Origin of the sequence: Streptomyces rhizosphaerihabitans (assembly GCF_025399795.1) — a bacterium.
Classification (GTDB): Bacteria; Actinomycetota; Actinomycetes; order Streptomycetales; family Streptomycetaceae; genus Streptomyces; species Streptomyces rhizosphaerihabitans.
Map to the genome: position 1 here is coordinate 1 of NZ_JAODTZ010000009.1, position 26913 is coordinate 26913.

Genomic DNA, 26913 nt, shown 5'->3' on the forward strand with positions numbered 1-26913 from the left:
GGAGATGTAGGGACTTTGAGCAGCGCCGCGACCCGCACCACCGGCCAGGATCACCTCTGGTCGGTGGCCGACCACCTGGAGGACATCCTCACGACCGTCCGCCCCCTCGAACCCATCGAGCTGCAACTCCTCGACGCCCAGGGCTGTGTCCTGGTCGAGGACGTCACGGTGCCGGTCTCCCTGCCGCCGTTCGACAACAGCTCGATGGACGGGTACGCGGTCCGGGTCGCGGATGTGGCGGGCGCGAGCGAGGAATACCCGGCGGTCCTGACGGTCGTCGGCGATGTAGCGGCCGGCCAGGCCGAGCAACCCTACGTGGGCCCCGGCCAGGCCGCCCGCATCATGACCGGCGCCCCGCTGCCGCCCGGCGCCGAAGCCGTCGTCCCCGTCGAGTGGACGGACGGAGGCCTCGGCGAGGGCCCGGTCTCCAGGATGCGCGCGCACAGCGCGTCCCCCGAGGGCTCCTACGGACAGGTGCACGTCCACCGCCAGGCAGAGGCACGCGCGCACGTACGCGCGAAGGGCAGCGACGTGAAGGCGGGCGACCGCGCCCTCGAAGCGGGCACCGTCCTCGGCCCGCCCCAGATCGGCCTGCTCGCCGCGATCGGCCGCGGCACCGTACGGGTGCGCCCCCGCCCGCGCGTGGTCGTCCTGTCCACCGGCACCGAACTCGTCCAGCCCGAGGAGGAGTTGAGCACCGGCCAGATCTACGACTCCAACAGCTTCGCCCTGTGCGCGGCCGCCCGCGACGCGGGAGCCATCGCCTACCGGGTCGGCGCGGTCGCGGACGATGCCGAGACACTGCGCTCGACCATCGAGGACCAGCTCGTCCGCGCGGACCTGCTGGTCACGACCGGGGGAGTGAGCGTCGGCGCCTACGACGTCGTCAAGGAGGCGCTGTCCTCCGTCGGCGACGAGGACGAGGCGGGCGGCGGCATCGACTTCCGCACCCTCGCCATGCAGCCCGGCAAGCCCCAGGGCTTCGGCTCCATCGGCCCCGACCACACACCGCTGCTCGCGCTCCCGGGCAACCCCGTGTCGTCGTACGTCTCCTTCGAACTCTTCGTGCGTCCCGCGATCCGCACCCTGATGGGCCTGGAGGACGTCCACCGGCCCACGACCAGGGCGACCCTTTCCGCGGACAAGGCGCTGACCTCTCCGAGAGGCCGCCGGCAGTTCCTTCGCGGGACGTACACGGACGGCGCCGTGACGCCCGTCGGCGGCGCCGGATCCCACCTGGTCGCGGCCCTCGCGCATGCCGACGCGCTGATCGTCGTCCCCGAGGACGACACCTCGGTCGAGCCCGGCGCCGAGGTCGAGGTCGTACTGCTCGGCTGAGCCGCCGGGAGGGGGAGGACGCCCACCGCCCGACGCCCGGATCGCGCAAGGGGCGCACAGCTCCTTACGGAGGCGTAGCGGTGGACGGACGGGCGGTAACGTGTCGCGCACACCAGGCCCACGCGCCGCACCGCGACGGGCCCTGACCGGGAGCGCCCACGCACATGACTGTTCCGTCCCGGGGGGAGACCTCCGGACCCCCTGTGCAGGACCGACTGACGCACATCGACGAGGTCGGCGCCGCCCGCATGGTCGACGTGTCCGGGAAGGACGTGACCGCCCGCACCGCGCGCGCGAGCGGCCGTGTCCTGGTCTCGCCGCGTGTCGTGGAGCTGCTGCGCGGTGAAGGAGTCCCCAAGGGCGACGCCCTCGCCACCGCGCGCATCGCGGGGATCATGGGAGCCAAGCGCACCCCGGACCTGATCCCGCTGTGCCACCCCTTGTCGGTGTCCGGTGTCAAGATTGATCTGTCGGTCGCGGACGACGCCGTCGAGATCCTCGCCACCGTGAAGACGACCGACCGCACGGGTGTCGAGATGGAGGCCCTCACCGCGGTCAGCGTGGCGGCCCTCACCGTGATCGACATGGTCAAGGCTGTCGACAAGGGGGCGGTCATCACGGACGTACGGGTGGAAGAGAAGACAGGCGGAAAGTCGGGCCACTGGAGCCGGACATGAGCGGCGGCACCGTCACCGGCGAGGCCCTCCTGGCGCCCTACAGCGCCCTGGTGGTCACGGCCTCCAACCGCGCCGCCGCCGGCGTCTACGAGGACAAGGGCGGACCCCTGATCGCCGTGGGCCTCGCGGAGTTCGGCTTCGCGGTCGACGGGCCGTGGGTCGTCCCCGACGGAGACCCCGTGGAGGCGGCGCTGCGCGCCGGAGTCGAGGCGGGCTACGACGTCATCGTGACCACCGGCGGTACGGGGATCTCGCCCACCGACCGCACCCCCGAAGCGACGCTGCGGGTACTCGACCACGAGGTCCCGGGCATTCCGGAGGCCATCAGGGCGTTCGGAAGGGACAAGGTGCCGACGGCGGCGCTCTCGCGGGGGCTCGCCGGAGTCGCCGCAAGGACGCTGATCGTCAACCTGCCGGGCTCCACCGGCGGGGTGAAGGACGGACTGGCCGTTCTGGAACCCCTCCTGATCCACGCCGTCGACCAGATCCGCGGCGGCGACCACCCAAGACCCAGCGGCAGTGGGGGTGCGAGCTGAACAGCCCATCCTGGCCGGTCGAGCTGGTGGACGGCGATGTCGTCCTCCGGCCGATAAGGCTGCGCGACCAGCGGGCCTGGCGTGAGGTGAACCGGCGCAACCGTGACTGGCTGCGTCCCTGGGAGGCGACCATCCCGCCCCCCACCCCGAGCGGCCCGATCGCGCACCGGCCGACATACCGGCAGATGGTCCGCCACCTGCGCGCCGAGGCCAACGCGGGCCGGATGCTGCCCTTCGTGATCGAGTACCAGGGGCGGCTGGTCGGTCAGTTGACCGTGGCCGGGATCACCTGGGGCTCGATGTGCTCCGGGCACGTCGGCTACTGGGTGGACCAGTCGGTGGCGGGGCGCGGAGTGATGCCGACGGCCGTGGCGCTGGTGAGCGACCACTGCTTCCGTACCGTCGGACTGCACCGCATCGAAGTCTGTATTCGCCCCGAGAACGGACCCAGCCGCAGGGTCGTGGAAAAGCTCGGATTCCGCGAGGAAGGGCTGCGCCCGCGCTATCTCCACATCGACGGCGCCTGGCGGGACCATCTCGTCTTCGCGCTCACCGCGGAGGAAGTGCCCGAGGGGCTGCTCGCGCGCTGGCGCCGGAGGCGTTCGGCGCCGAACCGTTCGGGTCAGGTGGGATCGGAGCAGGCCGGCTCGCAGAACCCGAGCAAGCCCGGCAACAGTGGAAAATGAAATAGGTGTTCGAAAATGATCGGCAGGCGATCGCCTCAAGGCATTAAATTCGCGCTCGCGGCGCCCGGCTGATCGCATCGGTCACAAAAAAAGCTCGAAATATCAGCCGGATCGAGCGACACACCGACTCAATTGGCAGATGGCCTCACACAAACCCCTCTACCGTGTGAGGCGTGAGCAGCAGCGGCCTCATCTACGCAGTCATCGTCGGGGCCTGGGCCGCCTACTTGGTGCCGATGTGGCTCCGTAGGCAGGACGAGCTGAACGAAGCCCGTCCGACGGAACGCTTCAGCACTGCCATCCGGTTGCTGTCCGGACGGGCGGGCATGGAGCGTCGATACGCCAAGGACCTGCGCGCGCGCTCCACCGAGGAGGAGGAGCCCAGCGCCGACCCGGACGGCGTCACCGATTCGGTGGACGTCCGGGCCTTCGCCGTGCCTCCGGCCCGGCCCCAGGCGGCGGCCCAGCACCGTCCGCACGTACAGGAACGGGTTCAGGTGCCGGAGCCGGTCCAGGCGGAACAGAAGCCGGCCGTGCGAGCGGCCGGCAGGGAGAGCGGCACGTACGAGACCTCGGGCACCGCCCGGTCCGTACCGCACCAGTCGGGCACGTCCGCGTCCGCGCCGAGCCCCTCGGGCAAGTCCGTGCCCCAGCAGTCCGCGCCGTCCACGGTGGACCGCACGCCGGGCACGCGCCGGGCGGTCTCGGCGGAGGCTGCGGCGCGGGCCCGGCGTACGAAGGTCCTCGCGCGCCGTCGGCGTACGACGGTCCTGCTGTTCCTCGGCTTCACACTCGGCGCGGTCGTGGCGGCCGTCGGAGGGCTCGCGTTCCTGTGGGCGCCCGGCGTGCCGGCCGTGATGCTGAGCTCGTACATCGTGCACCTGCGCGCCCAGGAGCGACGCCGCTTCACCTACACCATGGACCGCCGCCGGGCCGAGGTCGCGGCGCAGCGGCTCCGGGAGCGACAGCCCCGCCGGCGTCCCTCCGTCGACCCCGGGGCGGACGAACAGGCGGAGGGCCACGGGTCCGACACCGATCCCGGCCTCTCGGCGCTCGCCGCCGACCGTCGCGCCCTCGTCGAGCAGACCGACCACGCCGAGTGGGTCGACCAGCAGCGCGAGCGGCAGTGCGGTCCCGCCCAGGGGGACAGCTGGGACCCGGTGCCGGTTCCCCTGCCGACCTATGTGACCGCACCGGTCGCGCCCCGGGCGACGTCCAGCGTCGATCTGGGGGCGCCGGACGCGTGGAGCTCCGCGCGGTCCAGCGCGGTCGAGCCGAGCGCGCCCGAGGCGGAGCCGGCCGACGAGGACCTCTCCGACGGTTCCGACAGCGCCGAGGCCGCGGACGATCCTCGCAGTGACGCCCGGCGTGCGGCGTCCGCGCGGCGCGCCCGTGAGCGCGGCCGTACGCCGTTGTTCGACCAGTACGAGGACGGGGAACGGCCGCGCGCGGCCAACGAGTGACGGGCGTGCCGACGGGTGCTCGCGAGGGCCTGGCTGACCAGCCCGGAACGGATTTCCAAGCACCTCGATCGGGATGCTAGAGTTTCACTCGTTGCAAGGGCCTGTGGCGCAGTCTGGTAGCGCACCTCGTTCGCATCGAGGGGGTCTGGGGTTCAAATCCCCACAGGTCCACCGCAGCCAAGAGGCCCGTTCCCACCCGTGGGAGCGGGCCTCTTGCCATGCCCTGGAGCCGACAGCGGCAACTCCCGTTGGCGGCCCCGGGGTCGGCGGTTCCTGCGGCCGCTGCCCGACGGCGAGCAAGCGCCCAGTGGGCTCCGCGGAGCCGCCCTGGCCGCCGGTGCGGGCCAGGGCCGGCGCGGCGGCGGCCAGTCCTCCCGCCGCCGTGCTCGCTCTCGGCCGTACGCTCCGCGAGGGTCGGGTCGTGGACATCGGTCGGCCTCCAGGCGCGCTCGGTCCGCCGGAGCGCTGCCGGATGGACACCGCCCAGATGGCTAGAGGGCTTTGGCGTAGCAGAGGCTCAGTTCGTGGAAGCGGTAGTAGCCGAATTTGACGCACGGTTCGTAGCCGCTCGACGTGTAGAGGGCTACCGCCTCGGGCTGCTTGGCGCCGGTCTCCAGGACCATGCGGACGCGGCCGGCCGCGCGGGCGTCGTCCTCCAGGGCGGCCAGGATGCGCCGGGCCAGGCCCAGACCGCGGGCCTCGGGTATCACGTACATGCGCTTGAGCTCGGCGTCGCCGTCCGAGTAGCCCTCGTCGTTCTGGTCCTGGGTGCGCCAGCCGCCCGTGGCCACCGGGCGGTCCCATTCGTCGTACGCGATCAGGTAGAGGCCGAGCGGCGGGGCGAACATCCGCGCGTCCAGATGCGTGGCGTCGCCGTCGTCGCCGTAGCGCACGGCGTATTCGGCCTGAACCTGGTCGTTGAGCTTGATGGCGTCGGGGTGGTCGAAGGGGACCGGACGGAAATTCATGCGATTTACCGTACATCTATGCGGTGAATGATCGAGTTCGGGCCGGAGGCACCGATTAAGTATTGTGCCCGGGTGCTGACTGTGACATCTGTGAATGTGAACGGGCTCCGGGCCGCCGCGAAGAAGGGTTTCGTGGAGTGGCTCGCGGAGACCTCCGCGGACGTGCTGTGCCTCCAGGAGGTGCGGGCCGAGCCGGACCAGCTCTCCGCGGAGGTGCGCGCGCCCGAGGGGTGGCATGTCGTGCACGCCCCCGCCGCCGCCAAGGGCCGCGCGGGTGTGTCCCTTTACACACGCCGCGAGCCCGACCGCGTCCGGATCGGCTTCGGCTCCGAGGAGTTCGACTCCGCCGGGCGGTACGTCGAGGCGGACCTGCCCGGTGTCACCGTCGCGAGCCTCTATCTGCCCTCGGGCGAGGTGGGGACCGAGCGGCAGGACGAGAAGATCCGCTTCATGGGGGAGTTCCTCGCCTACCTGAAGGGGCTCAGGGAGCGGGCCGCCGCGGACGGGCGTGAGGTCGTCGTCTGCGGCGACTGGAACATCGCCCACCAGGAGGCCGACCTCAAGAACTGGCGCGCCAACAAGAAGAACTCCGGCTTCCTGCCCGAGGAGCGCGAGTGGCTGGGGCGGGTCCTGGACGCGGACGACGGCGGGTACGTCGACGTCGTACGGGCGCTGCACCCGGACGCCGAGGGGCCGTACACGTGGTGGTCGTACCGGGGGCGGGCCTTCGACAATGATTCGGGATGGAGGATCGACCTTCAGATCGCCACGCCGGGGCTGGCGGGCAAGGCCGTCAAGGGATTCGTGGAGCGCGCGGCGACGCACGACGAGCGCTGGTCCGACCACGCACCGGTCACGGTGGTCTACGACCTCTGAGCAGCCCGTCGTTCACCACCACCTCCGGGAGACCCGGTCGCGGTGACGGGATTCCCTATGTCCGGGGGGCCTGGTGATCCCGGGGGTCCCGGAGCCTTCGGTCCAGGGCCATCGACAGTTCTGCCTCCACCACGCTCTTCGCGAGGGGGCGCAGGCGTTGGAGGTCTTCGGGGGTGCGGTTCTCGGTGAGGACCAGAGTGGTGAAGAGTTCGGCGAGTGCCTCGGTGTGGTCGCGTACGCGGCGGGCCGCCTTCAGGACGTCCGCGAGCGGTATGCCCTCGCGGACCAGGGCGGCCGAGACGTCGAGCAGGCGGCGGCTGATGTGCACGATCTCGCCGCCGTCCGTGCCGAGATAGCCGAGGTCGAGCGCCGCGGCGAGGTTCTCCGGGGTCGCCTGCCCGGCGAACACGTCGGCCAGTTCCTCGGGGGAGAGGCGGACCGGGGTCTCCTCGGTGGGTTCCCCCAGTCCGAGCAGTTCGCCCACGTCACGGCCGTGGTCGAAGGCCTCGGCCAGTTCGGCGATGCCGTTCAGGGTGTGGCCGCGTTCCAGCAGCGCCGAGATGGTGCGCAGGCGGGCCAGGTGGGTGTCGTCGTACCAGGCGATACGGCCCTCTCGCCGGGGCGGCGGTATGAGCTTGCGCTCCCGGTAGAAGCGCAGGGTGCGCACGGTGATGCCGGCTTCCTCGGCCAGTTCCTCCATGCGGTACTCGCGTCGGCCGGGCTCCGGCGTGGACCGGTCGGCGCTCGTGAGCGGGCCGGAGCCGGGCTCCCGGGCCTCGCGTATGCGCGCATCCGGCGGTCGCGTGCCGGTCCTTCGCGACTCGGCGCCCCGTGCTCGCGCTCCCGCGCCTCGCTTTCCTGATCCCTCGGCCACGTCCGCACCCTACGTCGTACCCCCGGTAACTTTCCCGGTCGCGACCCCTACCCATGAGTACGAAGCTGCTCTACCCTCCCGATTGTGCCAGTGTTCACTGGCAGGGTCGTGCGGGCTAGGGAGGCGTCGGGATGACCGAGCACGAGCATGTACGGGTGGCGGTGATCGGGTCCGGGTTCGGCGGGCTGGGGGCCGCTGCGCGGCTGCGCCGCGAAGGGATCACCGACTTCGTGGTCCTGGAGCGGGCCGGCAGTGTGGGCGGCACCTGGCGCGACAACAGCTATCCCGGGTGCGCCTGTGACGTCCCGTCGCACCTGTACTCGTTCTCGTTCGCGCCCAACCCCGAATGGCCGCGCACCTTTTCCGGGCAGGAGCACATCCGCGCGTACCTGGAGCATGTGGCGGACGTCTTCCGGCTGCGGCCGCATCTGCGGTTCGACTCCGAGGTCAGGATGATGACCTGGGACACGGAGAAGCTGCACTGGAGGATCGAGACCAGCAGCGGGTTCCTGACGGCGGATGTCGTGGTGTCCGCCACCGGGCCGCTCTCCGACCCCAAGATCCCGCGGATCCCGGGGATCGACACCTTCACCGGCAAGGTGTTCCACTCCGCCCGCTGGGACCACGACTACGACCTGCGCGGCAAGCGGGTGGCCATGGTCGGCACCGGGGCCTCGGCCATCCAGATCGTCCCGGAGATCCAGCCGGACGTCGCCCGGCTGACCCTCTTCCAGCGCACCCCGCCGTGGGTGATGCCACGGGTCGACCGGGCCATCGGCGGCGCAGAGCGGTGGGTGCACCGGCAGCTGCCGTTCACGACGCAGGCCAGGCGCGGGCTCCTGTGGGGCATCCGGGAACTCCAGGTGCAGGCGTTCACCAAGCGGCCCCATCAGCTGGGCGTGGTCGAGCGGCTGGCCAAGCGGAACATCGCGCGCGCCGTGAAGGATCCGGCGCTGCGGGAGAAGCTGACGCCCGACTACCGGATCGGCTGCAAGCGCATCCTGCTGTCGAACGCCTACTACCCGGCGCTCACCCGGCCGAACGTGGACGTGGTGGCCTCCGGACTCGCCGAGATCGACGGCTCCACGGTGGTCGCCGCCGACGGCACCAGGGCGGAGGTCGACGCGATCGTGTTCGGGACCGGCTTCCACGTCACCGACATGCCGATCGCCGATCGGGTCGTCGGGGCGGAGGGCAGGACGCTCGCGCAGGCGTGGGAGAACGGCATGAAGTCGCTCCGAGGCGCCACCGCGGCCGGCTTCCCCAACTGGATGACGATCATCGGACCGAACACCGGGCTCGGGAACTCCTCGATGATCCTGATGATCGAGTCCCAGCTGAACTACATGGCCGACTTCGTACGGCAGCTGGACGTCCTCGGGGGACGTGCGGCGCTCGACGCGCGACCCGCCGCCGTGGACGCCTGGAACGACCGGGTCCAGGAGCGCATGCAGCGCACGGTGTGGAACACCGGCGGCTGCACCAGCTGGTACCTCGACGCCAACGGCGTCAACACCACCGTGTGGCCCGGTACGACGACCGAGTTCCGGGGCGCCACACGTCGCGTCGACCTGGGGGAGTACGACGTGCTGCGCGCGCCGAAAACCGCACCCGGAGCTGAACCCGGAGCTGAACCCGGAGCTGAACCCGGAGCTGAACCCGGAGCTGAACCCGGAGCTGAGTCCGAGCCGCGTACGAAGGGCACCCGCAAGAAGAAGGTGGAGGCAGGAGCGTGAGCCGACTGACGCATGAGGCACACGGGGCTTACGCGCCTCCCGTGCCGGCGCGGGAACTGATCGCACACTCCGCCGACGGCGCGCGGCTGCACGTCGAGGTGCACGGCCCCGAGGACGCGCCCGCCGTCGTCCTCGCGCACGGCTGGACCTGCTCGACCGCCTTCTGGGCGGCCCAGATCCGGGACCTCGCCGCCGACCACCGGGTCATCGCGTACGACCAGCGCGGGCACGGGCGCAGTCCCGCGAGCGACACGTGCAGCACCGAGGCGCTCGCCGACGACCTGGAGGCGGTGCTCGCCGCCACCCTCGCGCCGGGCGAGAAGGCCGTGCTCGCGGGGCACTCCATGGGCGGTATGACATTGATGGCCGCCTCGACGCGACCCCGGTTCAGGGAGCACGCGGCGGCGGCGCTGTTGTGCAGCACGGGGAGCACGCGGCTGGTCGAGGAGTCGCGCGTGCTGCCGTTGCGCGCCGGGCGGCTCCGGACGCGTGTCACCGGGGCCGTGCTCGGCTCGCGCGCGCCGCTCGGGCCCGTCACGCCGGTCGCCAGGCGGATCCTCAAGTACGCGACCATGGGCCCCGGTTCGTCCCCGGTCATGGTGGAGGCGTGCGCGCGGATCGTGCACGCCTGTCCGCGGGCCGTGCGCCATGCCTGGTCGGCCGTGCTCGCCACCCTCGATCTCGAAGAGGGCGTCAGGGAGTTGCGGGTGCCGACGGCGGTGATCGCGGGCACCGTGGACCGGTTGACACCGGTCGTGCACGCGCGTGCTCTGGTGGCGGCACTGCCGAACTGCGTCGGCAGCACCGAGCTGCCGGGGCTCGGTCACATGACTCCGGTGGAAGCGCCGGAGCTGGTGACCGCCCGGATACGGGAACTCGTCTCCACGTACACGAGGACCGCCGAGACACAAAAGGCCGTAGAGAGCGGGGAGATCGTCGTAGAACACGCGGAGATCGCCGCAGTGACCGCAGAGATCGAGGAGGGCGCATGAGCAAGGTGAGCCTGGAAGGGCAGGTCGCCGTCGTCACGGGGGCCGCACGAGGTGTCGGCGAGCTCCTCGCGCGCAAGCTCTCCGCGCGCGGGGCGAAGGTCGCGCTGGTCGGGCTGGAGGCGGACGAGCTGAAGCGGGTCTCGGAGCGGCTGCACAGCGAGAGCGACCACTGGTACGCCGATGTCACCGACCACGAGGCGATGGCGCGGGTCGCCCAGGAGGTCAAGCAGCGGTTCGGCAAGGTGGACATCGTCGTCGCCAACGCCGGTGTCGCGAGCGGGGGGCCGTTCGTGGACTCCGACCCCGTCGCCTGGCGGCGGGTGATCGAGGTGAACCTGATCGGATCGGCGGTCACCGCGCGGGCGTTCCTGCCGGCGCTGATGGAGAGCCGGGGCTACCTGCTGCAGATCGCGTCGCTGGCCGCGATCACTCCCGCCCCCATGATGTCGGCCTACTGCGCCTCCAAGTCCGGTGTGGAGGCGTACGCGCACAGTCTGCGCGCCGAGGTCGGCCACCGGGGCGTACGGGTCGGCGTCGGGTATCTGTCGTGGACCGACACCGACATGGTGCGGGGCGCCGACCAGGACGAGGTGATGCGGGAGTTGCGGCAGCGGCTGCCGTGGCCGTCCAACAAGACGTATCCGCTGGGGCCGGCCGTCGACCGGATCGTGGCCGGGATCGAGCGCCGCTCCAGCCATGTGTACGCGCAGTGGTGGCTGCGCGGGATGCAGGGGATCCGCGGGTATCTGCCCGGGGTCATCGGGGCGGTCGGGCAGCGCGAGATGCGGCGGTTCGAACCGCGCCTCGGCGGTGTGCGGACGGGGCTGGTCGGGGCCGGCGGGGCGGCCGACGAGCAGGAGCGGAATTCGACGGCTCCGTGAGTCACCCGAGGTGTCTCTGACGCGTCCCAGGAGCGTCTCACCGGCGTGTCTCACGGTGAGTGACTGATCGAAATGCGTGCTCTGTCCCTGCGTGTAAGTCTGGTCGAGGCCCGAACCCCCTGGCTCGACAAGGGGGTCGAGGCCCGAATCCCTCACCCACTACGGGAGTGAATCGCATGAGCATGCAGGACCAGTTCAAGGACAAGGCCGAGCGGACGAAGCAGGGCAAGAAGAAGACGCGCCCCGAGGGCCGCCAGGACGAGGCGAGCCGCCGTGCCCCGGCCGGCCGCGACGGTGCCCCGGCCCGTGACGGTGCGATGCCGGACGCGGAGCGAGCTCAGCGGGAGGCTCAGGACCGCTTCGACCAGGACTACGACGCCTGATCGAAAGGCCTGCTCGGCCTGAACGGGGCGCCCTCTTCCGGGAGGGCGCCCCGTTCTCGTGCTCGTTTTCTTCCCGGAGGGCACCCTGTTCTCGTGCTCGTTTCCGGTCAGCCCGTTCTCGGGGGGAGCTTCGGTCGCGTTCTGTCCGGCACGTTCGAGTGGTCCGGTGGCGAGGCCGCGGGATGGCTGCGGAGCAGGTCCAGGGAGAGCTGGATGGCGTCGTCCAGCTGGGCGTGGCGGCCCTCCGCCCAGTCGAGCGGGGTGCGCAGGATCTCCAAGTCGGGGGCGACACCGTGGTTTTCGACGGACCAGCCGTACGCGTCGAACCACGCGGCGTTCATGGGCACCGTGATGACCGTGCCGTCGCCGAGACGATGGCGGCCGGTCATGCCGACCACACCGCCCCAGGTGCGCTGCCCCACCACCGGGCCCAGTTTGAGCAGTTTGAAGGCGGCGGTGATCATGTCGCCGTCGGACGACGTCGCCTCGTCGGCCAGGGCCACCACCGGGCCGCGCGGGGCGTTGGAGGCGTACGACACCGGCTGCGCGTCGCGGGTGAGGTCCCAGCCGAGAATCGTGCGCGTCAGCTTCTCGACGACCAGTTCGCTGATGTGGCCGCCCGCGTTGCCCCGCACGTCGACGATGAGGGCCGGACGTGAGACCTCCATCCGCAGGTCACGGTTGAACTGGGCCCATCCCGAGCCGCCCATGTCGGGGATGTGCAGATAGCCGCAGTGGCCGCCGCTCAACTCCCGTACGACCTGGCGGCGTTTGGCCACCCAGTCCTGGTAGCGCAGGGGGCGTTCGTCGATCAGCGGGACCACGGCCACCCGGCGCGAGCGGCCCTCGCCCTCCGCCGGGGTGAAGGTCAGCTCCACCGTCGTACCGCCCGCGCCCGCGAGCAGCGGATACGGGCCGGTGACCGGGTCCACCGGGCGCCCGTCGACATGGGTCAGGACCGCACCCTCGCGGATACCGGCGCCCGCCAGCGGTGAGCGCGCCTTGGAGTCGGACGAGTCGCCGGGCAGAATCCGCTTGAGCATCCAACTGTCTTCCCGGCAGACGAAGTTGGCACCCAGCAGGCCCTGCCAGCGCTGGTAGTGGGGCGGACCCTCGTTGCGGCGCGCGGCGGTGACGTACGCGTGCGAGGTGCCCAGTTCGCCGAGGACTTCGCGCAGCAGGTCCGCGAACTCGTCCGGGGAGGCGACCCGTTCGACCAGGGGACGGTACTGCTCCAGGATCGCGTCCCAGTCGAGACCGCACATGTTCGGGTCCCAGTAGTAGGCGCGGATGATGCGGCCGGCCTCCTCGTACGCCTGGCGCCATTCGGAGGGCGGGTCCACCTCGTGCAGGATGCGGCGCAGGTCGATCCAGACGGTCGAGTCGCTGTCGCCGGACTCGGTGGAGGGGACGGCGCGCAGGTCACCTTCGTCGACGACGACCAGCCGGGAACCGTCGCCGCTCACCGCGAACCAGTCCAGATGGTCGACGAGTTCGGACTTCTTCGCCTTGGTGATGTTGAAGAACTCCAGGGTCGGACGGCCGGTCGTGTCGTCCGGGTTGGCGAACGTCTCGCCCAGCGCGCCGGAGATCGGCCAGCGCAGCCAGACCAGGCCGCCGCCCGAGACCGGGCGCAGCGCCGAGTACTTGGAGGCGGTGACCGGGAAGGGCGTCACCCGGCTCTCCAGGCCTTCGAGTTCCACGGTCGTCGCGCTGCCGTCGCCAGGTCCCTCCTCGACCGGGTCGAGGCCGCCCGCGACCGGCCGCCCGTCCGGGTTCAGCGCGAAGGGGGAGGGGGTGGCGGAGGACAGCGGGACGAGGTAGGGGCGGCAGCCGAGGGGGAAGGACAGGTCCCCGGTGTGCACGTCGTACACCGGGTCGAAGCCGCGCCAGGACAGGAAGGCCAGATAGCGGCCGTCCCGCGTGAAGACCGGATTCTCGTCCTCGAAGCGGCCGTTGGTGACGTCGACGATCAGGCGGTCCTTTATGCGCGCCATCTTGATCTGCCGCAGGGAGCGTCCGATGCCGGGGTGCGACCACGCCAGCCAGGCGCCGTCCGGGGAGAAGGCGAGGTCCGTCACCGGGCCGTTGATGGAACGGATGAGCTCGGTGACCTCGCCCTCCCCGGACTCCGTTTCGGAGGTGTCCTCGGGCTCCACTTCGGAGGTGTCCCCAGGCTCCGTTTCGGAGGTGTCCCCGGACTCCGCGCCGGAGGTGTCCCCCGACTCCGCGCCGGAGGTGTCCCCGGACTCCGCGCCGGGGATGTCGGCGGACTCCTCCGTCGCGTCGAGCAGGAGCAACCGTCCGTCGTTGGAGGCGATGGCGAGACGTTCGCCCTGCGGGTCCGACACCAGTTCCTGTACGCGGCCCAGCCGGCCGGAGGCGAGGCGGCGCGGCTCGCGGGCGCCGGTCGCGCGCGGCAGGTAGGCGATCTCGACGGCGTCCTCGCCCTCGGCGTCGGTGACGTAGGCGACCTGTCCGCCCGAGCCGAGCATCTCCGGGAGCCGGACCCGCACGCCCGGGGTGTCCGCGATGGTGCGCGCGGGACCGTCGCGGTGGGTGAGCCAGTACAGGCTGCCGCGTACGACGACGGCGCTGGCCCGGCCCGTCTCGTCCACGGAGATGCTGTCGACGTGCTGGGCGGCGGGCACCGGGTACGTACGCCGTCCCGCGCGCGGACCGCCCAGGAGGACGTCGAGACGGCGTGGAACCGACTCGGGGGACAGGTTGTCGACGATCCACAGATCACCCGCGCACTGGTAGACGACCCGGGTGCCGTCCGAGGAGGCGTGCCGGGCGTAGAAGGCGTCGTGGTCGGTGTGCCGGCGCAGGTCGGAGCCGTCGTACGCGCACGAGTAGAGGTTCCCGACGCCCTCGTGGTCGGAGAGGAACGCGATTCGCCCGCCGACGAACATCGGGCAGGCCAGATGGCCTTCCAGGTCGGCGACCAGCTGTCGGCCGTGCAGCCAGATGCGGCCCATGGCCCCGCCCCGGTAGCGCTTCCAGGCTGCCGGTTCGTGCGGTGGGGTGCCGGTCAGCAGCAGGGTCTTTCGCTCGCCCTCGACGTCGGCGACGCCGATGTCCGAGACCGGGCCCCAGGGCAGCTTGCGGCCGGGGTCGCCGTCGGTGGCGACGTCGTAGGCCCAGGTGAAGTACGAGAACGGCTGGCCGTGCGAGGCGACGGCGAGGATGTCGCCGTCGGGGGACCAGCCGCACACCTGGGTGTCGGCGCTGCCCCAGTAGGTGAGCCGGCGGCCCGGTCCGCCGTCCACCGGTGCCAGATGGATCTCCGGGACGAAGCTGCGCCAGCTCGTGTACGCGATGTGCCGGCCGTCGGGGGAGAAGCGGGGGTGGCCGACCTTGGTGCGGTCGACGGTGAGCCGCCAGGCGCGCCCCCGGCCGTCGAGCGGGGCCAGCCACAGATCGTCCTCGGTGACGAAGCACAGCCGGTCGCCGCTCAGGTGCGGGAAACGCAGATAGCCGGGGGAGTTCTCGTCCGTGGTCGCGTTCTCGTACTCGTCGCTCACCTCCCCATGCTTTTCCGCTGGGCGGGCCCCGGCAACTTGTGGGACCGGGGGCGCGTTGTGGGGCGTGGGCGCGGGCGGGGATACGGGAGGTGCTCGCGGGGCGCGTTCGGGGATGTGTGCGCCCTGCATGTGCCGCCTGTCCCGGCCCTCGTCCAGCGACGTGACCCAACACACGTACGAAACGGTTTCGTTTCGCTGGAGCCGGGAGGTATCTTCAGAGGCATACGAATCCGTGTCGTTCGAAGCAGGAGAGGTGAGTGGGATGGCTGAAGCCGCAACGGTGCGTCGCAGTCGGATCACGCCCGAGCGCGAGGCCGAGCTGTACACGGCCGTGCTCGACCTGCTTCGGGAAGTCGGCTACGACGCCCTCACGATGGACGCCGTCGCGGCCCGTACCCGTTCCAGCAAGGCCACCCTCTACCGCCAGTGGGGCGGCAAGGCCGAGCTCGTCGTGAAAGCGCTGCGGCACCAGAAGCCGCTGAAGTTCTCCGACATGGACACCGGGAGCCTGCGGGGCGACTTCCACGCACTCGCCCTCCGGCAGGACGACTGCCAGATGGAACAGGACTCCGCGCTGATGCGGGGCCTGGCCATGGCGGCGCACGGGAACCCGGATTTGCTCAAGGCGTTCCGGGAGTGGCTGGTCGAGCCGGAGTTGGAAGAGCTGCGCCGGGTGCTCCAGCGTGGTGTCGACCGAGGTGAGATCCGTGCCGACAACCCGGCGATGCAGTACGTGATGCACATGCTCATCGGCGCCTTCGCGGCCCGCACCATGATCGACGAACTCCCGCCGACACAGGCCTTCCTGCATTCGTATGTCGACGCCGTGGTCCTCCCCGCTCTCGGCGCCTGACTTCCCACTCCCGCACCTCCTTCACCCCATACAGATCTCTGCAGTCGCACCTGACGCGCCGCTCACGTCGTCGGGCTGATCCCCCCTGCCCCCACTCGGGTGATCACACCAGCCCCTGCCCTTCCACGACCTGACCGGGAGTACGCCTTCGTGGCCACTTTCCTCTACAAACTCGGCCGACTCGCCTTCCGGCGACGGCACTTCGCCGCCCTGATCTGGGTGGCGCTGCTGACGCTCGCGGGCGTCGGCGCCGCCTCCGCACCCGTCGCGGGATCGTCCTCCTTCTCGATCCCCGGAACCGAGGCGCAGAAGGCCTTCGACCTGCTGGAGAACCGCTTCCCCGGTATGAGCGCCGACGGAGCGACCGCGCGGGTCGTCTTCAAGGCGCCCGCCGGCGAGAAGATGGCGGACAAGGACAACAAGGCGACGGTCAAGAACGCCGTCAAGGTGCTCGGCACCGGTTCCGAGGTCACCTCCGTCACCGACCCGTTCACGACCCACGCCGTGAGCAAGGACGGGTCGATCGCCTATGCCTCGGTGAAGTACGAGGTCTCCGGAATGGAGCTGAAGGACGCCTCGAAGGACGCCCTGAAGGCGGCCGCGCAGGACGCGCGGCACTCCGGACTGACCGTCGAGGTGGGTGGTGACGCGCTCCAGGCGACGCCCGAGACCGGTTCCAGCGAGGTCATCGGCATCGCGATAGCCGCGGTCGTCCTCGTCATCACCTTCGGATCCCTGATCGCGGCCGGGCTGCCACTGCTGACCGCGCTGGTCGGCGTCGGCATCGGCGTCTCGACGATCACCGCGCTCGCCAGCGTGCTCGACCTCGGCTCCACGACCTCCACCCTCGCGATGATGATCGGCCTCGCGGTCGGCATCGACTACGCCCTCTTCATCGTCTCCCGCTACCGGGCCGAGCTGGCCGAGGGCCGCGAACGTGAGGAAGCGGCCGGACGGGCCGTCGGCACGGCGGGCTCGGCGGTGGTCTTCGCCGGGCTGACCGTCGTGATCGCGCTGGTCGGACTGTCGGTCGTCAACATTCCGATGCTGACGAAGATGGGCGTCGCGGCGGCGGGCACGGTCGCCATCGCCGTACTCATCGCACTGACCATGATCCCCGCGCTGCTCGGATACGCGGGCCGCAGGGTCCAGCCGGCCGGCCAGAAGAGCAGGCTCCTCGGCGGCGGGCGCGCCGCGAAGAAGGCGGGCAAGCCGAACATGGGCACGCGCTGGGCGAGCTTCGTCGTCCGCCGCCCGCTCGCGGTCCTGCTGCTCGGCGTGGTCGGCCTCGGCGCGGCCGCTGTCCCGGCGGCCTCGCTCCAACTCGGCCTGCCCGACGACGGTTCGCAGCCGACGTCCACCACGCAGCGCCGCGCCTACGACCTGCTCTCCGACGGCTTCGGGCCCGGCTTCAACGGCCCGCTGATGGTCGTCGTCGACGCGAAGGCGAGCGACGCGCCCAAGACCGCGTTCAGCACGGTGCGCGACGAGATCAAGGATCTCAAGGGTGTCGTGAGCGTGAGCCCGGCGGTGCCCAACAAGGCCGGTGACACCGCGATGATCACGGTGATCCCCGACTCGAAGCCGTCCTCCGTCACGACCGAGGACCTGGTCCACACCATCCGCGGCGCGGGCGGCGGCATCAAGGCCGAGACGGACGCGACGGTGCTCGTCACCGGCTCCACGGCCATGAACATCGACTTCTCGCAGAAGCTCAACGACGCGCTGATCCCGTATCTCGCGCTCGTCGTCGGCCTCGCCTTCCTGCTGCTGATCGTGGTGTTCCGCTCGATCCTCGTCCCGCTGAAGGCGGCTCTCGGCTTCCTGCTCAGCGTGATGGCGGCCCTCGGCGCGGTCGTCGCGGTCTTCCAGTGGGGCTGGCTGTCCTCTCTGATGGGTGTCGAGGAGACCGGCCCGATCATGTCGATGATGCCGATCTTCATGGTGGGCGTCGTCTTCGGTCTGGCCATGGACTACGAGGTGTTCCTCGTGACGCGCATGCGGGAGGCCTACGTCCACGGGGAGAAGCCCGGTCAGGCGATCGTGACCGGGTTCAAGCACGGCGCACGGGTCGTCACGGCGGCCGCGGTGATCATGATCGCCGTGTTCTCCGGGTTCATCGGCTCCAGCGAGTCGATGATCAAGATGATCGGCTTCGGCCTCGCCATCGCCGTCTTCTTCGACGCGTTCGTCGTGCGGATGGCGCTCGTCCCGGCGGTGCTCGCGCTGCTGGGCAAGCGGGCCTGGTGGCTGCCGAAGTGGCTGGACCGCGCGCTGCCGAACGTGGACGTCGAGGGCGAGGGCCTGCGCGCGCTCGACGAGAAGCCGCGCGAAGGGAAGCACGACCGGGATCTCGCCGGCGTCTGAGCCCTGGCCCGGGCACCTTCGGGCCTCCGGGACACCTTCGGACCTCCGGGCCTTCAGGTCTCCGGGCCTCGGGGACCTACCTCGGAGGCCCGGAGTCGGAAGAGCCTCTACGAGGGCATCGGTGAGAGCCCGTCGGTCCCGTGGTGAGGTGCCACGAGCGATCAGTGAGCCACCGGGGTGGCGGCCGTGTACGTACGACGGAGAAAGCGCATGAGCGCCTTCGTGTCGAGCTGCACGACCGCCACCCCGTGCGTGGAGTGGAATTCCAGGACGGCCTGGACGCGGCCGCACGGCCAGATGCGGACGTCGCCGTTGCTGACGGGGACGCGCAGGCCCTGCTCGAGGAGTTCGCGGTCGAAGACCCACTCGTGGGGGCCGGGCAGCGTGATGTGCACCTGGCGGGGGTCGGTCTCCGGGTCGTATCGGAGGGCCACCGGGACGGCCCGGTGCTCGTCGTCGGCGGAGTCGGCGGTGTCGGTCACGATATGAGCGCGTGCGTATTGCTCGACGGCGTGCATGAACCGACTCCTTACGCTGCGTTACCTATGCGGAAGCTGTGAATTCCGTCACCATTCCAATGTCGCACATCTCGTGGAAACCGCTCTCCGGCCGCCTGCGACCACCTTCAGGGGACACCTGCCCAGTCGCGGCCGGTGCATGTGTGCGGCGATGGCCGTACCCGCCGCGAGCGCTTGACGCCGTCGCGTCCAGCGGCCTGCCCGCCGTCGCGCCCATGGGCTCGCTCGCCGCGAACGGTTCGCGCCGTCGCGTCCACCGGCTCGTCCCGGCGTGAACTGCTCGTGCGCTCACGCCTGTCGGGAGCTATTCGTGGGTATCTCGCTCTTGCAAGTCGTTCGCAACAAGGCATTATCATCGAACGGTGCATGTGCCTGACGGATTCATCAATGCCCCGGTCTCCGCCGCTACAGGCTTGGTCGCCGCCGGCGCCATCGCCGTGAGCCTGCGGGGTGCCCGCCGTGAACTCGACGAGCGGACCGCGCCGCTCGCCGGCCTGGTCGCCGCCTTCATCTTCGCCGTGCAGATGCTGAACTTCCCGGTCGCCGCCGGGACCAGCGGACATCTGCTCGGCGGTGCGCTGGCGGCCATCCTCGTCGGCCCCTACACAGGTGTCCTCTGCGTCTCCGTCGTCCTGCTCATGCAGGGCATCCTCTTCGCGGACGGCGGCCTCACCGCGCTCGGCGTGAACATCACCGACATGGCGATCGTCACCACGGTCGTCTCGTACGCCCTCTTCCGCGGGCTGGTGAAGGTGCTGCCCCGCAAGCGGCGCTCGGTCACCGTCGCGTCCTTCGTCGCCGCGCTGCTGTCCGTCCCGGCCGCGGCCGTCGCCTTCACCCTCATCTACGCGGTCGGCGGCACCACCGACGTCGCGGTCTCCAAGGTCGCCACGGCCATGGTCGGCGTCCATGTCCTCATCGGCATCGGCGAGGCGGTGATCACCGCGCTCACCGTCGGCGCCGTCATCGCCGTACGGCCCGATCTCGTGTACGGCGCCCGCGGCCTCCAGCAGCGGCTCAAGCTGCGGGTCGGCGGGGAACTGGTCGACGCCCCCGCGGTCGCCGTCCCGGTCGCGGCCCGCTCCTCGCACCGCAAGGTGTGGATCACCGGCCTGGTCACCTCCCTCGTCCTCGCCGGATTCGTCAGCTTCTACGCCTCCTCGAACCCCGACGGCCTGGAGAAGGTCGCCAAGGACAAGGGCATCGACACGCGGACCGGGAAGCATGCCACCGGGGACTCGCCGCTCGCCGGATACGGGGTCAGGGACATCTCCGACGCCCGTGTCTCCGGCGGTCTCGCGGGGGTGATCGGCGTCGGCGTCACCGTCGTCGCGGGCACCGGCGTCTTCTGGACGGTCCGCAGACGACGTACCTCCGACACCTCGCCCGCCTCCGTGCCGGAAGGCGTCTGACGTGGGGGCGGGGCACGCGCACCGGTTGTACCGCCACGGGCACTCGCCCGTGCACGCCCTTCCGCCGCACACCAAGCTCGCCGCGGCCTTCGCCTTCGTGGTCGTGGTCGTCTCCACCCCGCGCGAGGCGATGTGGGCGTTCGCGCTGTACGCCGTGCTGCTCGCGGTGGTCGCCCGTCAGGCCCGTGTACCGGCGGGTGTCCTGCTGAAGCGGCTGCTGATCGAGATCCCGTTCGTCGCGTTCGCGGTGCTGATGCCGTTCGTGGCGGAGGGCGAGCGGGTGGACGTGCTGGGACTGTCCCTGAGCGTCAACGGTCTGTGGGGCGCCTGGAACGTCCTCGCCAAGGGCACCCTCGGTGTCGCCGCCTCCGTCCTGCTCGCCTCCACCACCGAACTGCGGGAACTGCTCCTCGGCCTGCAACGGCTGAAGCTCCCGCCGCTCCTCGTGCAGATCGCCTCCTTCATGATCCGCTACGGCGATGTCATCACCGACGAGATGCGGCGCATGCGGATCGCGCGGGAGTCGCGCGGCTTCGAGGCGAGTGGAGTGCGGCACTGGGGAGTGCTCGCGAAGTCGGCGGGCGCGCTGTTCATCCGCTCCTACGAACGCGGGGAACGCGTGCATCTGGCCATGGTGAGCCGGGGGTACGCCGGTTCGATGCCCGTCATCGACGAGGTGACCGCGTCCCGGGCGCAGTGGTCGTACGCCCTCGCCCTTCCGTTCGCCGCCCTTGCCGTATGTCTGTTGGGATGGACGCTGTGATGCCTGCTGGAACGACCGGGGAGCTGTCTGTGGAGACGCCGGGAGGGAAGACCGGGGAGCTGTCTGCGGGGAAACACGGGGAGGCGACTGCGGGGGCGGCCGGCGGGACGGACGGCGTGCCGGTTTCGCTGGAGGTCTCCGGACTCGCGTTCGCCTACCCCGACGGGCACCAGGCCCTGTTCGGCGTCGACTTCGGCATCGGGCGCGGCGAGCGCGTCGCGCTGCTCGGCCCGAACGGCGCCGGCAAGACCACCCTCGTCCTGCACCTCAACGGCATCCTGACCGGCGGCGCCGGAACGGTGACGGTCGCCGGACTCCCGGTCGGCAAGCGGCACATGGCGGAGATCCGGCGCAAGGTCGGCATCGTCTTCCAGGACCCGGACGACCAGTTGTTCATGCCGACCGTGCGCGAGGACGTCGCCTTCGGCCCCGCCGCCGCGGGGATGAAGGGCGCCGAACTGGAGGAACGTGTCCATGCGGCGCTGGAGCAGGTCGGCATGGCAGCCTTCGCCGACCGTCCGCCGCACCACCTGTCCTTCGGGCAGCGGCGCCGGGTCGCCGTCGCGACGGTGCTGGCGATGGAGCCGGAGATCCTCGTCCTCGACGAGCCCTCCTCCAACCTCGACCCCGCCTCCCGGCGCGAACTCGCCGACATCCTGCGCTCGTTGGACGTCACCGTCCTGATGGTCACCCACGACCTGCCGTACGCCCTCGAACTGTGCCCCCGCTCCCTCGTCCTCAGCGACGGCGTGATCGTCGCCGACGGCCGCACCGGCGACCTCCTCTCCGACGAGGAGCTCATGCGCACCCACCGTCTGGAGCTGCCCTTCGGGTTCGACCCGCGCTCCGTGACAATGGGGGCGTGACGAAACAAGAGGACGTCGGGCCGCCGGCCGGATCGCTGCTGCTCGACGACCAGCTGTGCTTCGCGCTGTACGCCGCCCAGCGCGCCGTGACCGCCGCGTACCGCCCGCTGCTGGAGGAGCTCGGCCTCACCTACCCGCAGTACCTCGTCCTGCTGGTCCTCTGGGAGCGCGGCGAGACCACGGTCAAGGAACTGGGCACCGCCCTGCACCTCGACTACGGCACGATGTCGCCGCTGCTCAAGCGGCTGGAGGCGGCGGGGCTCGTACGCCGTGAGCGCTCGGCGCAGGACGAACGCTCGGTGCGCGTCGCCCTCACCGGGCGCGGCGAAGTGCTGAGGGATCGCGCGGAGGAGGTGCCGCAGGCGCTGCTGACGGCGACCGGCCTGAGCGAGGCCGACGTCACGCGCCTGCGCGAGGAACTGCGGCGGCTCACGGAGCGCGCGGAGGACGCGGCGGCACGGGGCCGCTGATCCTCGCCGAGGTCAGGGCCGCCGACCCCCGCCGCGGCCGGTTCGCCCGCGATTCCCACCCCTGGCATTCCGGGCTCCATACCACCCAGTACCTTGTGCACGATGTACTCGCACACTCCTGTGTTGCCCACCCTGGGGGAGGTCCTGCCGTGATCGACGGCGCCGTTGCCGACACCCGTCCGACGAAGATCATGTATGTCGCCGAGGCCACCGCGCACGGCGGCCGGAACGGCTATGTGACCAGCCAGGACGGGCAGCTCGAACTGAAGGTCGCGATGCCGCCGGCGCTCGGCGGCGACGGGAACGGGACGAACCCGGAGCAGCTGTTCGCGGCCGGGTACAGCGCCTGCTTCCACAACGCGCTGGTGCTGGTGGGCCGCCGCGCCGGCCTCGACCTCTCCGGCTCCACGGTCGCCGCGAAGGTCGGGATCGGCCCCAACAAACAGCGCGGCTACGGACTGGCGGTCGCCCTGAGCGTCTCGCTCCCCGTCGTCGACGAGGACGTGGCGACGAAGCTCGTGGACGCGGCGCACGAGGTCTGCCCGTACTCGAACGCCACCCGCGGCAACATCGAGGTCACGATCCTGCTGGGCTAGGAGACCTAGGAATCGAAGGCCGTGGATGCGTGTTGCACTCACTGCCGGAACTTTGGCAGCGGTGAGGCGACAGGGAGCGCGGGCGTGGACGTGAACGGCACAGTGGCCGAGGGCTTCGAGCCGGTCAGGGAGGCGTTCGCGGGCAACTTCGCGGCGCTCGGGGACCGGGGCGCCGCCGTCACCGTGTACCGCGACGGGCACAAGGTCGTCGACCTGTGGGGAGGCACCCGTGACGTCGACGGCACCGAGCCCTGGCAGCGCGGCACCGCGCAGGTCGTGCGCTCCGCGACGAAGGGTGTCGCCGCCGCCGTACTCCTGCTGCTCGCCCAGCGCGGCCACCTCGACCTGGACGCGCCCGTCGGCGCCTACTGGCCGGAGTACAAGGCGCACGGCAAGGAGCACACGCGGGTACGGCACCTGCTCGCGCACCGGGCCGGAGTGCCCGTCCTCGACCGTCCGCTCAGCCCCGCCGAGGCCGTGGACCTCGACCTCGCGGCCGCCGCGGTGGCCGCGCAGACGCCCGTGTGGCAGCCCGGGGCCGAGCACGGGTACCACGCGCAGACGTACAGCTGGCTGACGGGCGAGCTGGTCCGGCGGGTGACCGGGCGCACGATCGGCCGGTGGATCGCGGACGAGCTGGCCCGGCCGCTGGACCTGGACCTGTGGGTCGGGCTTCCGGAGGCGGTGGCCGGCCGGGTGGGGCGGGTCGCACAGGTCGAGGCGCCGTCGGCGCCCGGCGTCCTCAAGACCCGTCCGAAGCGGGCGGTCTCCGAGGCGTACGCCGACCCGGACAGCCTCACCCGGCGCGCCTTCGCCGCGATCACCCCGATGCCCGACGAGAACGATCCCGCCTACCGCGCGGCCGTCCTCCCCGCCTCGAACGGCATCGCCACGGCCGACGGCCTCGCCCGCTTCTACGCCGCGCTGATAGGGGAGGTGGACGGCGTACGGCTGTTCACGCCGGAGACGTTGTCGGCCGCGCGGACGGAACAGTCCGCGGGACCCGACCGGGTCCTGGTCGTCAACACCCGGTTCGGCCTCGGCTACATGCTCCACGGCGGAGCGTCGCCGCTGCTCTCCCCGGGCTCCTTCGGCCATCCCGGCCGCGGCGGTGCCCTCGGCTTCGCCGACCCCGAGTCGGGCATCGCGTTCGGATACGTCACCAACGGCTTCCGCAAGAGCGTGACGGCGGACGCGCGGGCGCAGGCGCTGGTACGAGCGGTACGGACGGCCGTCACCGCGTAACCGCCCGACCACGTCCGGCCGCCCGACCACGTCCGGCCGCTCAACCACGTCCGGCCGCCCACCGTCGGTCTGCCGCCCGGCCGCGGAAAGCCTTCTGCCGTGGACGGCCACCTCACCGCGGACCCGCTCGCCGTCCCCGTCCGCCGCGACGGCCTGCCCGGCCCCCGCCCGCAGCATCAGCCCGATCCCGACGAACGGGACATCCGGGGGGTGGACCGCGCCGCAGCCGAGGGGCCGCCCGTGTTCGCGGGTCCCGCCGTCGCGACGAGGATGGCACCGTTCTCGGGAGCGATGGACCGGGCCGAACGAGGGGCCTCCTGATGTCGTCGGCCCTCTCCCCGTCGTCTGCGTACCTGCCGTTCTTCTGCTCGGCCCCGGGCCGTGGTGATCCCTCGCAGGCCCAGGTCGGGGCTCAGGAGCAGAAGTCGGTGATGGTGGCGGCAAGGATGCTGGTGAGGCGGTCCAGCGAGGCGAGGCCGACGTACTCGGTTGCCGCGTGGGCACCTTCACCGTCGACACCGAAAAGCACGCAGGGGACACCCGCCCCTCCGGGTCGCCGAGCAGGTCAGCCTCGATCAGGCCCGCGAAGCCCGCCTGATCGCTGAAGAGGTCAGCGACCGCATCCGCGTTACGGCTCCGGCGGCCGGGTCGCCGGGGGAAGGCCGAGGACACGGCGAGGGTGGTTGTGACGGGAGCACAGTGGTCTGGCAGATGGCTGGAGGGCCCGGTCGGCTGCCGGCGTGAGGAAGCCGGTCGGGTCGCGCTCGGCACCGGCGAGCAGGTGGCGGAGCTCGGTGATCGACAGCTCGGTCACCGGACTGTCGCCCTGCTCGGCGTTGACAGTGAGCCGGACGGTTCGGCCGAGGCACTCCGCAACCGGTGACAACGGGTCGTGGCCGAATCCGAGCATGCTTTCGTCGTTGACGAACCGGTGCCGGTCGCGCCAGTCCTCCAGCCCGTCGCAGCAGGCGGGGAGGAAGGTGACGCCTGTGGACGTGTCGGTGACGCACAGGCCGTCGGCCGCGAAGAGGCTGTCGAAGGTCAGGGGTCCGTGAAGGAACGAGTCCGGTGCACCGGCCGGACAAGACGGGCGATCGCCGTCGCCGTCGACGCCGTTGCAGCCGGCGATGCGCGTCATCGCCCTACGACGGTTGGAAAGGCTGCAGGACAAACTGAGACGATCAGCTCTCGGAGCTTCTCGATATACAGACGTACGTTCTTGGAAGCGATGTCTGTGTCCGGGTGGCGGCATGCGATCCACAGTCCCTCGTGCAGCCGGTTGACCCAGGCGCACACCTGATCGCCGTACGACACACGGAGCAGCCCGTACGCTTTTTGTCCGCTCCAGCAGGCCGAACCAGGAGTGAGGCGGGCGTCCACATACGAGACGATCGAGTACAAGTCGGGTGATGTGGGGCGGAAGCCCTCGCCCAGGAGGCGTAGTACCCGGGCCAGAGGAATGCGCGCCAACGACCGATTGGCTTGCAACTGGGCCCGGACCGAGGCGAGCGCGGCGTCGAAGTCCAGTGCCGCAGGTACTTCGATCGGCGCGCCGCCGACATACCAGCCCACGGAGTCCGACCACGCGGACTTCAGCCGGGTGTGGAACGGCACGACCGTGCGGTAGACCGGTTGCCCGCCGAGTTCGTGGACGATCAGACTGGTTGCGGCCAGGACGCCCACCAGGCTGCCGCCGTAGGGCCGGCAGTACGTCTCGAACGCCGCGGCCGCGTCCGCATCGACGAGCGGCTCGCGCATGAGCTTTTGGACGGGCAGAGCGTCGCCGGGCTGCAGGCCCAGATCGACAGGGAACTCCGGAAGCCTTCCGTCGCACCGGCCGATGAACTCCCGCCAGCGCGTGACGATCGCGTGTGTGTCGTCGATGCCGTTCGCGTTCGCCCGCTCCTGCTCGCAGAAGTCCACATAGCTCGCGACCGGTGCGGCGGTGAGGGGCTGCCCTGCGACATGTGCCGTGTACAACTCCTGCACCTCGTACGGGATGCGCTGCAGCGAGTAGGCGTCGACGTTGGTGTGGTCAAATGCCAGATACACGCTGGTGGAGTCCTCGCGGACGACCGCCGCGTAGATGAGGTTGGGCCAGCCGAGAGCATCTGCCGCCTCGTCGAAACGGTCCTGCAAATGCTCGGCCAGCAGGTTCGCATCGGCGAAGTCGCCCACCACTTCGCGGTAGAGCGTGACATCGTCCTGGTCGAGAGTGAACCGGTGCATCTCGTCGCCCGCCCATCTGAACCCGCTGCGCAGCGTCTCGTGGCGCAGTGTCCAGCCGCGTAGGGCCTGTTCCAGCGCGTCGAGGTCGACTTGGCCGGGCAGGTCGAAAGCCGTACCGAGCCAGGTCGGCACGAACAGGCCCCCCTCGCGCACCGACCGCGCCGTTCTGATGTGCGACTCCTGGATGTACGCCGGCGGCCGCGGATCCGTCGGCAGCACCGTCGCGGCCGCGACGGTCGCAGGGCTGAACCCCCACTCCACAAGCCGTCCAGGCCGGACCTCGCAGCGCTGAATATCAGAAATTCGCACAGTGGCGTCTCCTTGTCGGAAAACACGGGCTTGATCAACGTGGAGTCACGTGCGAGCGCCGTCTGCCGTTTCGCCTGCAAATCAGCAGAAGGTGTGGCACGTCGAACGGTAAAGCGACCCGTCCATCGCCCCGCATTCAACGGCCGTTCATGCGCCTGCCTGTAGGGACTGCCGCGATGCCAGGGACGAGATGCTGCTGTCCGGCGCCGACCGGCTCGGGACCTGGCCTGCCGCGGCAACGGCTCGACGAGTGATCGCAGTTCGTCCGAGACGCCTCCACGGCCAACGGTCGCCTCTCCGCCGCGATCGGCATGACAAGAGCAACGAGCAACCAGACCGACAGTCACA

At 70.8% G+C, this 26913-nt stretch carries 25 protein-coding genes and 1 tRNA gene; 20 read left to right on the forward strand and 6 right to left on the reverse strand.

The window, feature by feature from the left end; translation table 11 throughout:
- The first annotated feature begins 15 nt into the window (after positions 1 to 15).
- From glp to N4G66_RS11280, 6 genes are all read left to right on the forward strand, one after another.
- The gene (glp, locus tag N4G66_RS11255) at positions 16 to 1338 is read left to right on the forward strand and encodes a molybdotransferase-like divisome protein Glp (protein WP_261704067.1); all 1323 of its coding nucleotides are present in this window, start codon (positions 16 to 18) and stop codon (positions 1336 to 1338) included.
- Between the two features lie 164 nt (positions 1339 to 1502).
- Positions 1503 to 2015 carry a cyclic pyranopterin monophosphate synthase MoaC gene (gene moaC, locus N4G66_RS11260; protein WP_261703887.1) on the forward strand — a complete coding sequence of 171 codons (513 nt, stop codon included), beginning with the start codon at positions 1503 to 1505 and terminating at the stop codon, positions 2013 to 2015.
- Positions 2012 to 2551 carry a MogA/MoaB family molybdenum cofactor biosynthesis protein gene (locus N4G66_RS11265; RefSeq protein ID WP_261703888.1) on the forward strand — a complete coding sequence of 180 codons (540 nt, stop codon included), beginning with the start codon at positions 2012 to 2014 and terminating at the stop codon, positions 2549 to 2551. The genes moaC and N4G66_RS11265 overlap by 4 nt, the downstream gene beginning before the upstream one ends.
- 26 nt (positions 2552 to 2577) lie before the next feature.
- Positions 2578 to 3237, forward strand: coding sequence for a GNAT family N-acetyltransferase (locus tag N4G66_RS11270; RefSeq protein WP_261703889.1), 660 nt, complete (start codon positions 2578 to 2580; stop codon positions 3235 to 3237).
- A 173-nt stretch (positions 3238 to 3410) separates the two neighbouring features.
- On the forward strand, positions 3411 to 4700 hold the full coding sequence (gene sepX / locus N4G66_RS11275) for a divisome protein SepX/GlpR (protein WP_261703890.1): 1290 nt from the start codon (positions 3411 to 3413) through the stop codon (positions 4698 to 4700).
- 97 nt (positions 4701 to 4797) lie between these two features.
- Positions 4798 to 4871, forward strand: a tRNA-Ala gene (locus N4G66_RS11280).
- A gap of 320 nt (positions 4872 to 5191) precedes the next feature.
- On the opposite strand, the gene N4G66_RS11285 is transcribed toward N4G66_RS11280, so the two are convergent.
- Positions 5192 to 5668 (reverse strand): GNAT family N-acetyltransferase, encoded by a 477-nt coding sequence (locus N4G66_RS11285; protein ID WP_261703891.1) that lies wholly within the window; start codon positions 5666 to 5668, stop codon positions 5192 to 5194.
- A 72-nt stretch (positions 5669 to 5740) separates the two neighbouring features.
- Here N4G66_RS11285 and N4G66_RS11290 point away from each other — a divergent pair, with 72 nt between their 5' ends.
- A complete protein-coding gene (locus N4G66_RS11290) occupies positions 5741 to 6544 on the forward strand; it encodes an exodeoxyribonuclease III (protein WP_261703892.1) in 804 nt (267 codons plus the stop codon).
- A 55-nt stretch (positions 6545 to 6599) separates the two neighbouring features.
- Here N4G66_RS11290 and N4G66_RS11295 read toward each other — a convergent pair whose 3' ends face one another.
- Entirely contained in the window at positions 6600 to 7244 is a 645-nt protein-coding gene (locus tag N4G66_RS11295) for a MerR family transcriptional regulator (RefSeq protein WP_261704068.1), read from the reverse strand.
- Between the two features lie 305 nt (positions 7245 to 7549).
- Between N4G66_RS11295 and N4G66_RS11300 the strand changes: the two genes are divergently transcribed.
- From N4G66_RS11300 to N4G66_RS11315, 4 genes are all read left to right on the forward strand, one after another.
- Positions 7550 to 9154 (forward strand): flavin-containing monooxygenase, encoded by a 1605-nt coding sequence (locus N4G66_RS11300; RefSeq protein ID WP_261703893.1) that lies wholly within the window; start codon positions 7550 to 7552, stop codon positions 9152 to 9154.
- The gene (locus N4G66_RS11305; protein ID WP_261703894.1) at positions 9151 to 10146 is read left to right on the forward strand and encodes an alpha/beta fold hydrolase; all 996 of its coding nucleotides are present in this window, start codon (positions 9151 to 9153) and stop codon (positions 10144 to 10146) included. Before N4G66_RS11300 ends, N4G66_RS11305 begins: the two co-directional genes overlap by 4 nt.
- Positions 10143 to 11027 (forward strand): SDR family oxidoreductase, encoded by an 885-nt coding sequence (locus N4G66_RS11310; protein WP_261703895.1) that lies wholly within the window; start codon positions 10143 to 10145, stop codon positions 11025 to 11027. The genes N4G66_RS11305 and N4G66_RS11310 overlap by 4 nt, the downstream gene beginning before the upstream one ends.
- 176 nt (positions 11028 to 11203) lie before the next feature.
- A complete protein-coding gene (locus N4G66_RS11315) occupies positions 11204 to 11410 on the forward strand; it encodes a hypothetical protein (RefSeq protein WP_261703896.1) in 207 nt (68 codons plus the stop codon).
- A gap of 107 nt (positions 11411 to 11517) precedes the next feature.
- On the opposite strand, the gene N4G66_RS11320 is transcribed toward N4G66_RS11315, so the two are convergent.
- On the reverse strand, positions 11518 to 14937 hold the full coding sequence (locus N4G66_RS11320; RefSeq protein WP_261703897.1) for a S41 family peptidase: 3420 nt from the start codon (positions 14935 to 14937) through the stop codon (positions 11518 to 11520).
- A 262-nt stretch (positions 14938 to 15199) separates the two neighbouring features.
- Here N4G66_RS11320 and N4G66_RS11325 point away from each other — a divergent pair, with 262 nt between their 5' ends.
- Together N4G66_RS11325 and N4G66_RS11330 are read left to right on the forward strand one after the other, a co-directional pair.
- Positions 15200 to 15790 carry a TetR/AcrR family transcriptional regulator gene (locus tag N4G66_RS11325; protein ID WP_261703898.1) on the forward strand — a complete coding sequence of 197 codons (591 nt, stop codon included), beginning with the start codon at positions 15200 to 15202 and terminating at the stop codon, positions 15788 to 15790.
- Between the two features lie 150 nt (positions 15791 to 15940).
- A complete protein-coding gene (locus N4G66_RS11330) occupies positions 15941 to 18157 on the forward strand; it encodes an MMPL family transporter (RefSeq protein ID WP_261703899.1) in 2217 nt (738 codons plus the stop codon).
- A 161-nt stretch (positions 18158 to 18318) separates the two neighbouring features.
- On the opposite strand, the gene N4G66_RS11335 is transcribed toward N4G66_RS11330, so the two are convergent.
- Positions 18319 to 18675, reverse strand: coding sequence for an SsgA family sporulation/cell division regulator (locus tag N4G66_RS11335; RefSeq protein ID WP_261703900.1), 357 nt, complete (start codon positions 18673 to 18675; stop codon positions 18319 to 18321).
- A 362-nt stretch (positions 18676 to 19037) separates the two neighbouring features.
- On the opposite strand from N4G66_RS11335, the gene N4G66_RS11340 reads away from it, so the two are divergent.
- From N4G66_RS11340 to N4G66_RS11370, 7 genes are all read left to right on the forward strand, one after another.
- A complete protein-coding gene (locus N4G66_RS11340) occupies positions 19038 to 20087 on the forward strand; it encodes an energy-coupling factor ABC transporter permease (RefSeq protein WP_261703901.1) in 1050 nt (349 codons plus the stop codon).
- Position 20088: 1 nt separating this feature from the next.
- Positions 20089 to 20850, forward strand: coding sequence for a cobalt ECF transporter T component CbiQ (cbiQ, locus tag N4G66_RS11345; protein ID WP_261703902.1), 762 nt, complete (start codon positions 20089 to 20091; stop codon positions 20848 to 20850).
- A 116-nt stretch (positions 20851 to 20966) separates the two neighbouring features.
- Complete coding sequence (locus tag N4G66_RS11350) at positions 20967 to 21716, forward strand: energy-coupling factor ABC transporter ATP-binding protein (RefSeq protein WP_261703903.1); 750 nt, start codon at positions 20967 to 20969, stop codon at positions 21714 to 21716.
- On the forward strand, positions 21713 to 22186 hold the full coding sequence (locus tag N4G66_RS11355; RefSeq protein ID WP_261703904.1) for a MarR family winged helix-turn-helix transcriptional regulator: 474 nt from the start codon (positions 21713 to 21715) through the stop codon (positions 22184 to 22186). The genes N4G66_RS11350 and N4G66_RS11355 overlap by 4 nt, the downstream gene beginning before the upstream one ends.
- Before the next feature lie 191 nt (positions 22187 to 22377).
- On the forward strand, positions 22378 to 22782 hold the full coding sequence (locus N4G66_RS11360) for an organic hydroperoxide resistance protein (RefSeq protein ID WP_261704069.1): 405 nt from the start codon (positions 22378 to 22380) through the stop codon (positions 22780 to 22782).
- A gap of 84 nt (positions 22783 to 22866) precedes the next feature.
- Positions 22867 to 24027: a serine hydrolase domain-containing protein gene (locus tag N4G66_RS11365; protein ID WP_261703905.1), complete on the forward strand. Its 1161-nt coding sequence runs from the start codon at positions 22867 to 22869 to the stop codon at positions 24025 to 24027.
- Positions 24028 to 24126: 99 nt separating this feature from the next.
- Complete coding sequence (locus N4G66_RS11370) at positions 24127 to 24348, forward strand: hypothetical protein (RefSeq protein WP_261703906.1); 222 nt, start codon at positions 24127 to 24129, stop codon at positions 24346 to 24348.
- A 307-nt stretch (positions 24349 to 24655) separates the two neighbouring features.
- On the opposite strand, the gene N4G66_RS11375 is transcribed toward N4G66_RS11370, so the two are convergent.
- Positions 24656 to 25165, reverse strand: coding sequence for a hypothetical protein (locus N4G66_RS11375; RefSeq protein WP_261703907.1), 510 nt, complete (start codon positions 25163 to 25165; stop codon positions 24656 to 24658).
- A complete protein-coding gene (locus N4G66_RS11380) occupies positions 25162 to 26565 on the reverse strand; it encodes a condensation domain-containing protein (RefSeq protein ID WP_261703908.1) in 1404 nt (467 codons plus the stop codon). Before N4G66_RS11380 ends, N4G66_RS11375 begins: the two co-directional genes overlap by 4 nt.
- Between the last annotated feature and the right edge of the window lie 348 nt (positions 26566 to 26913).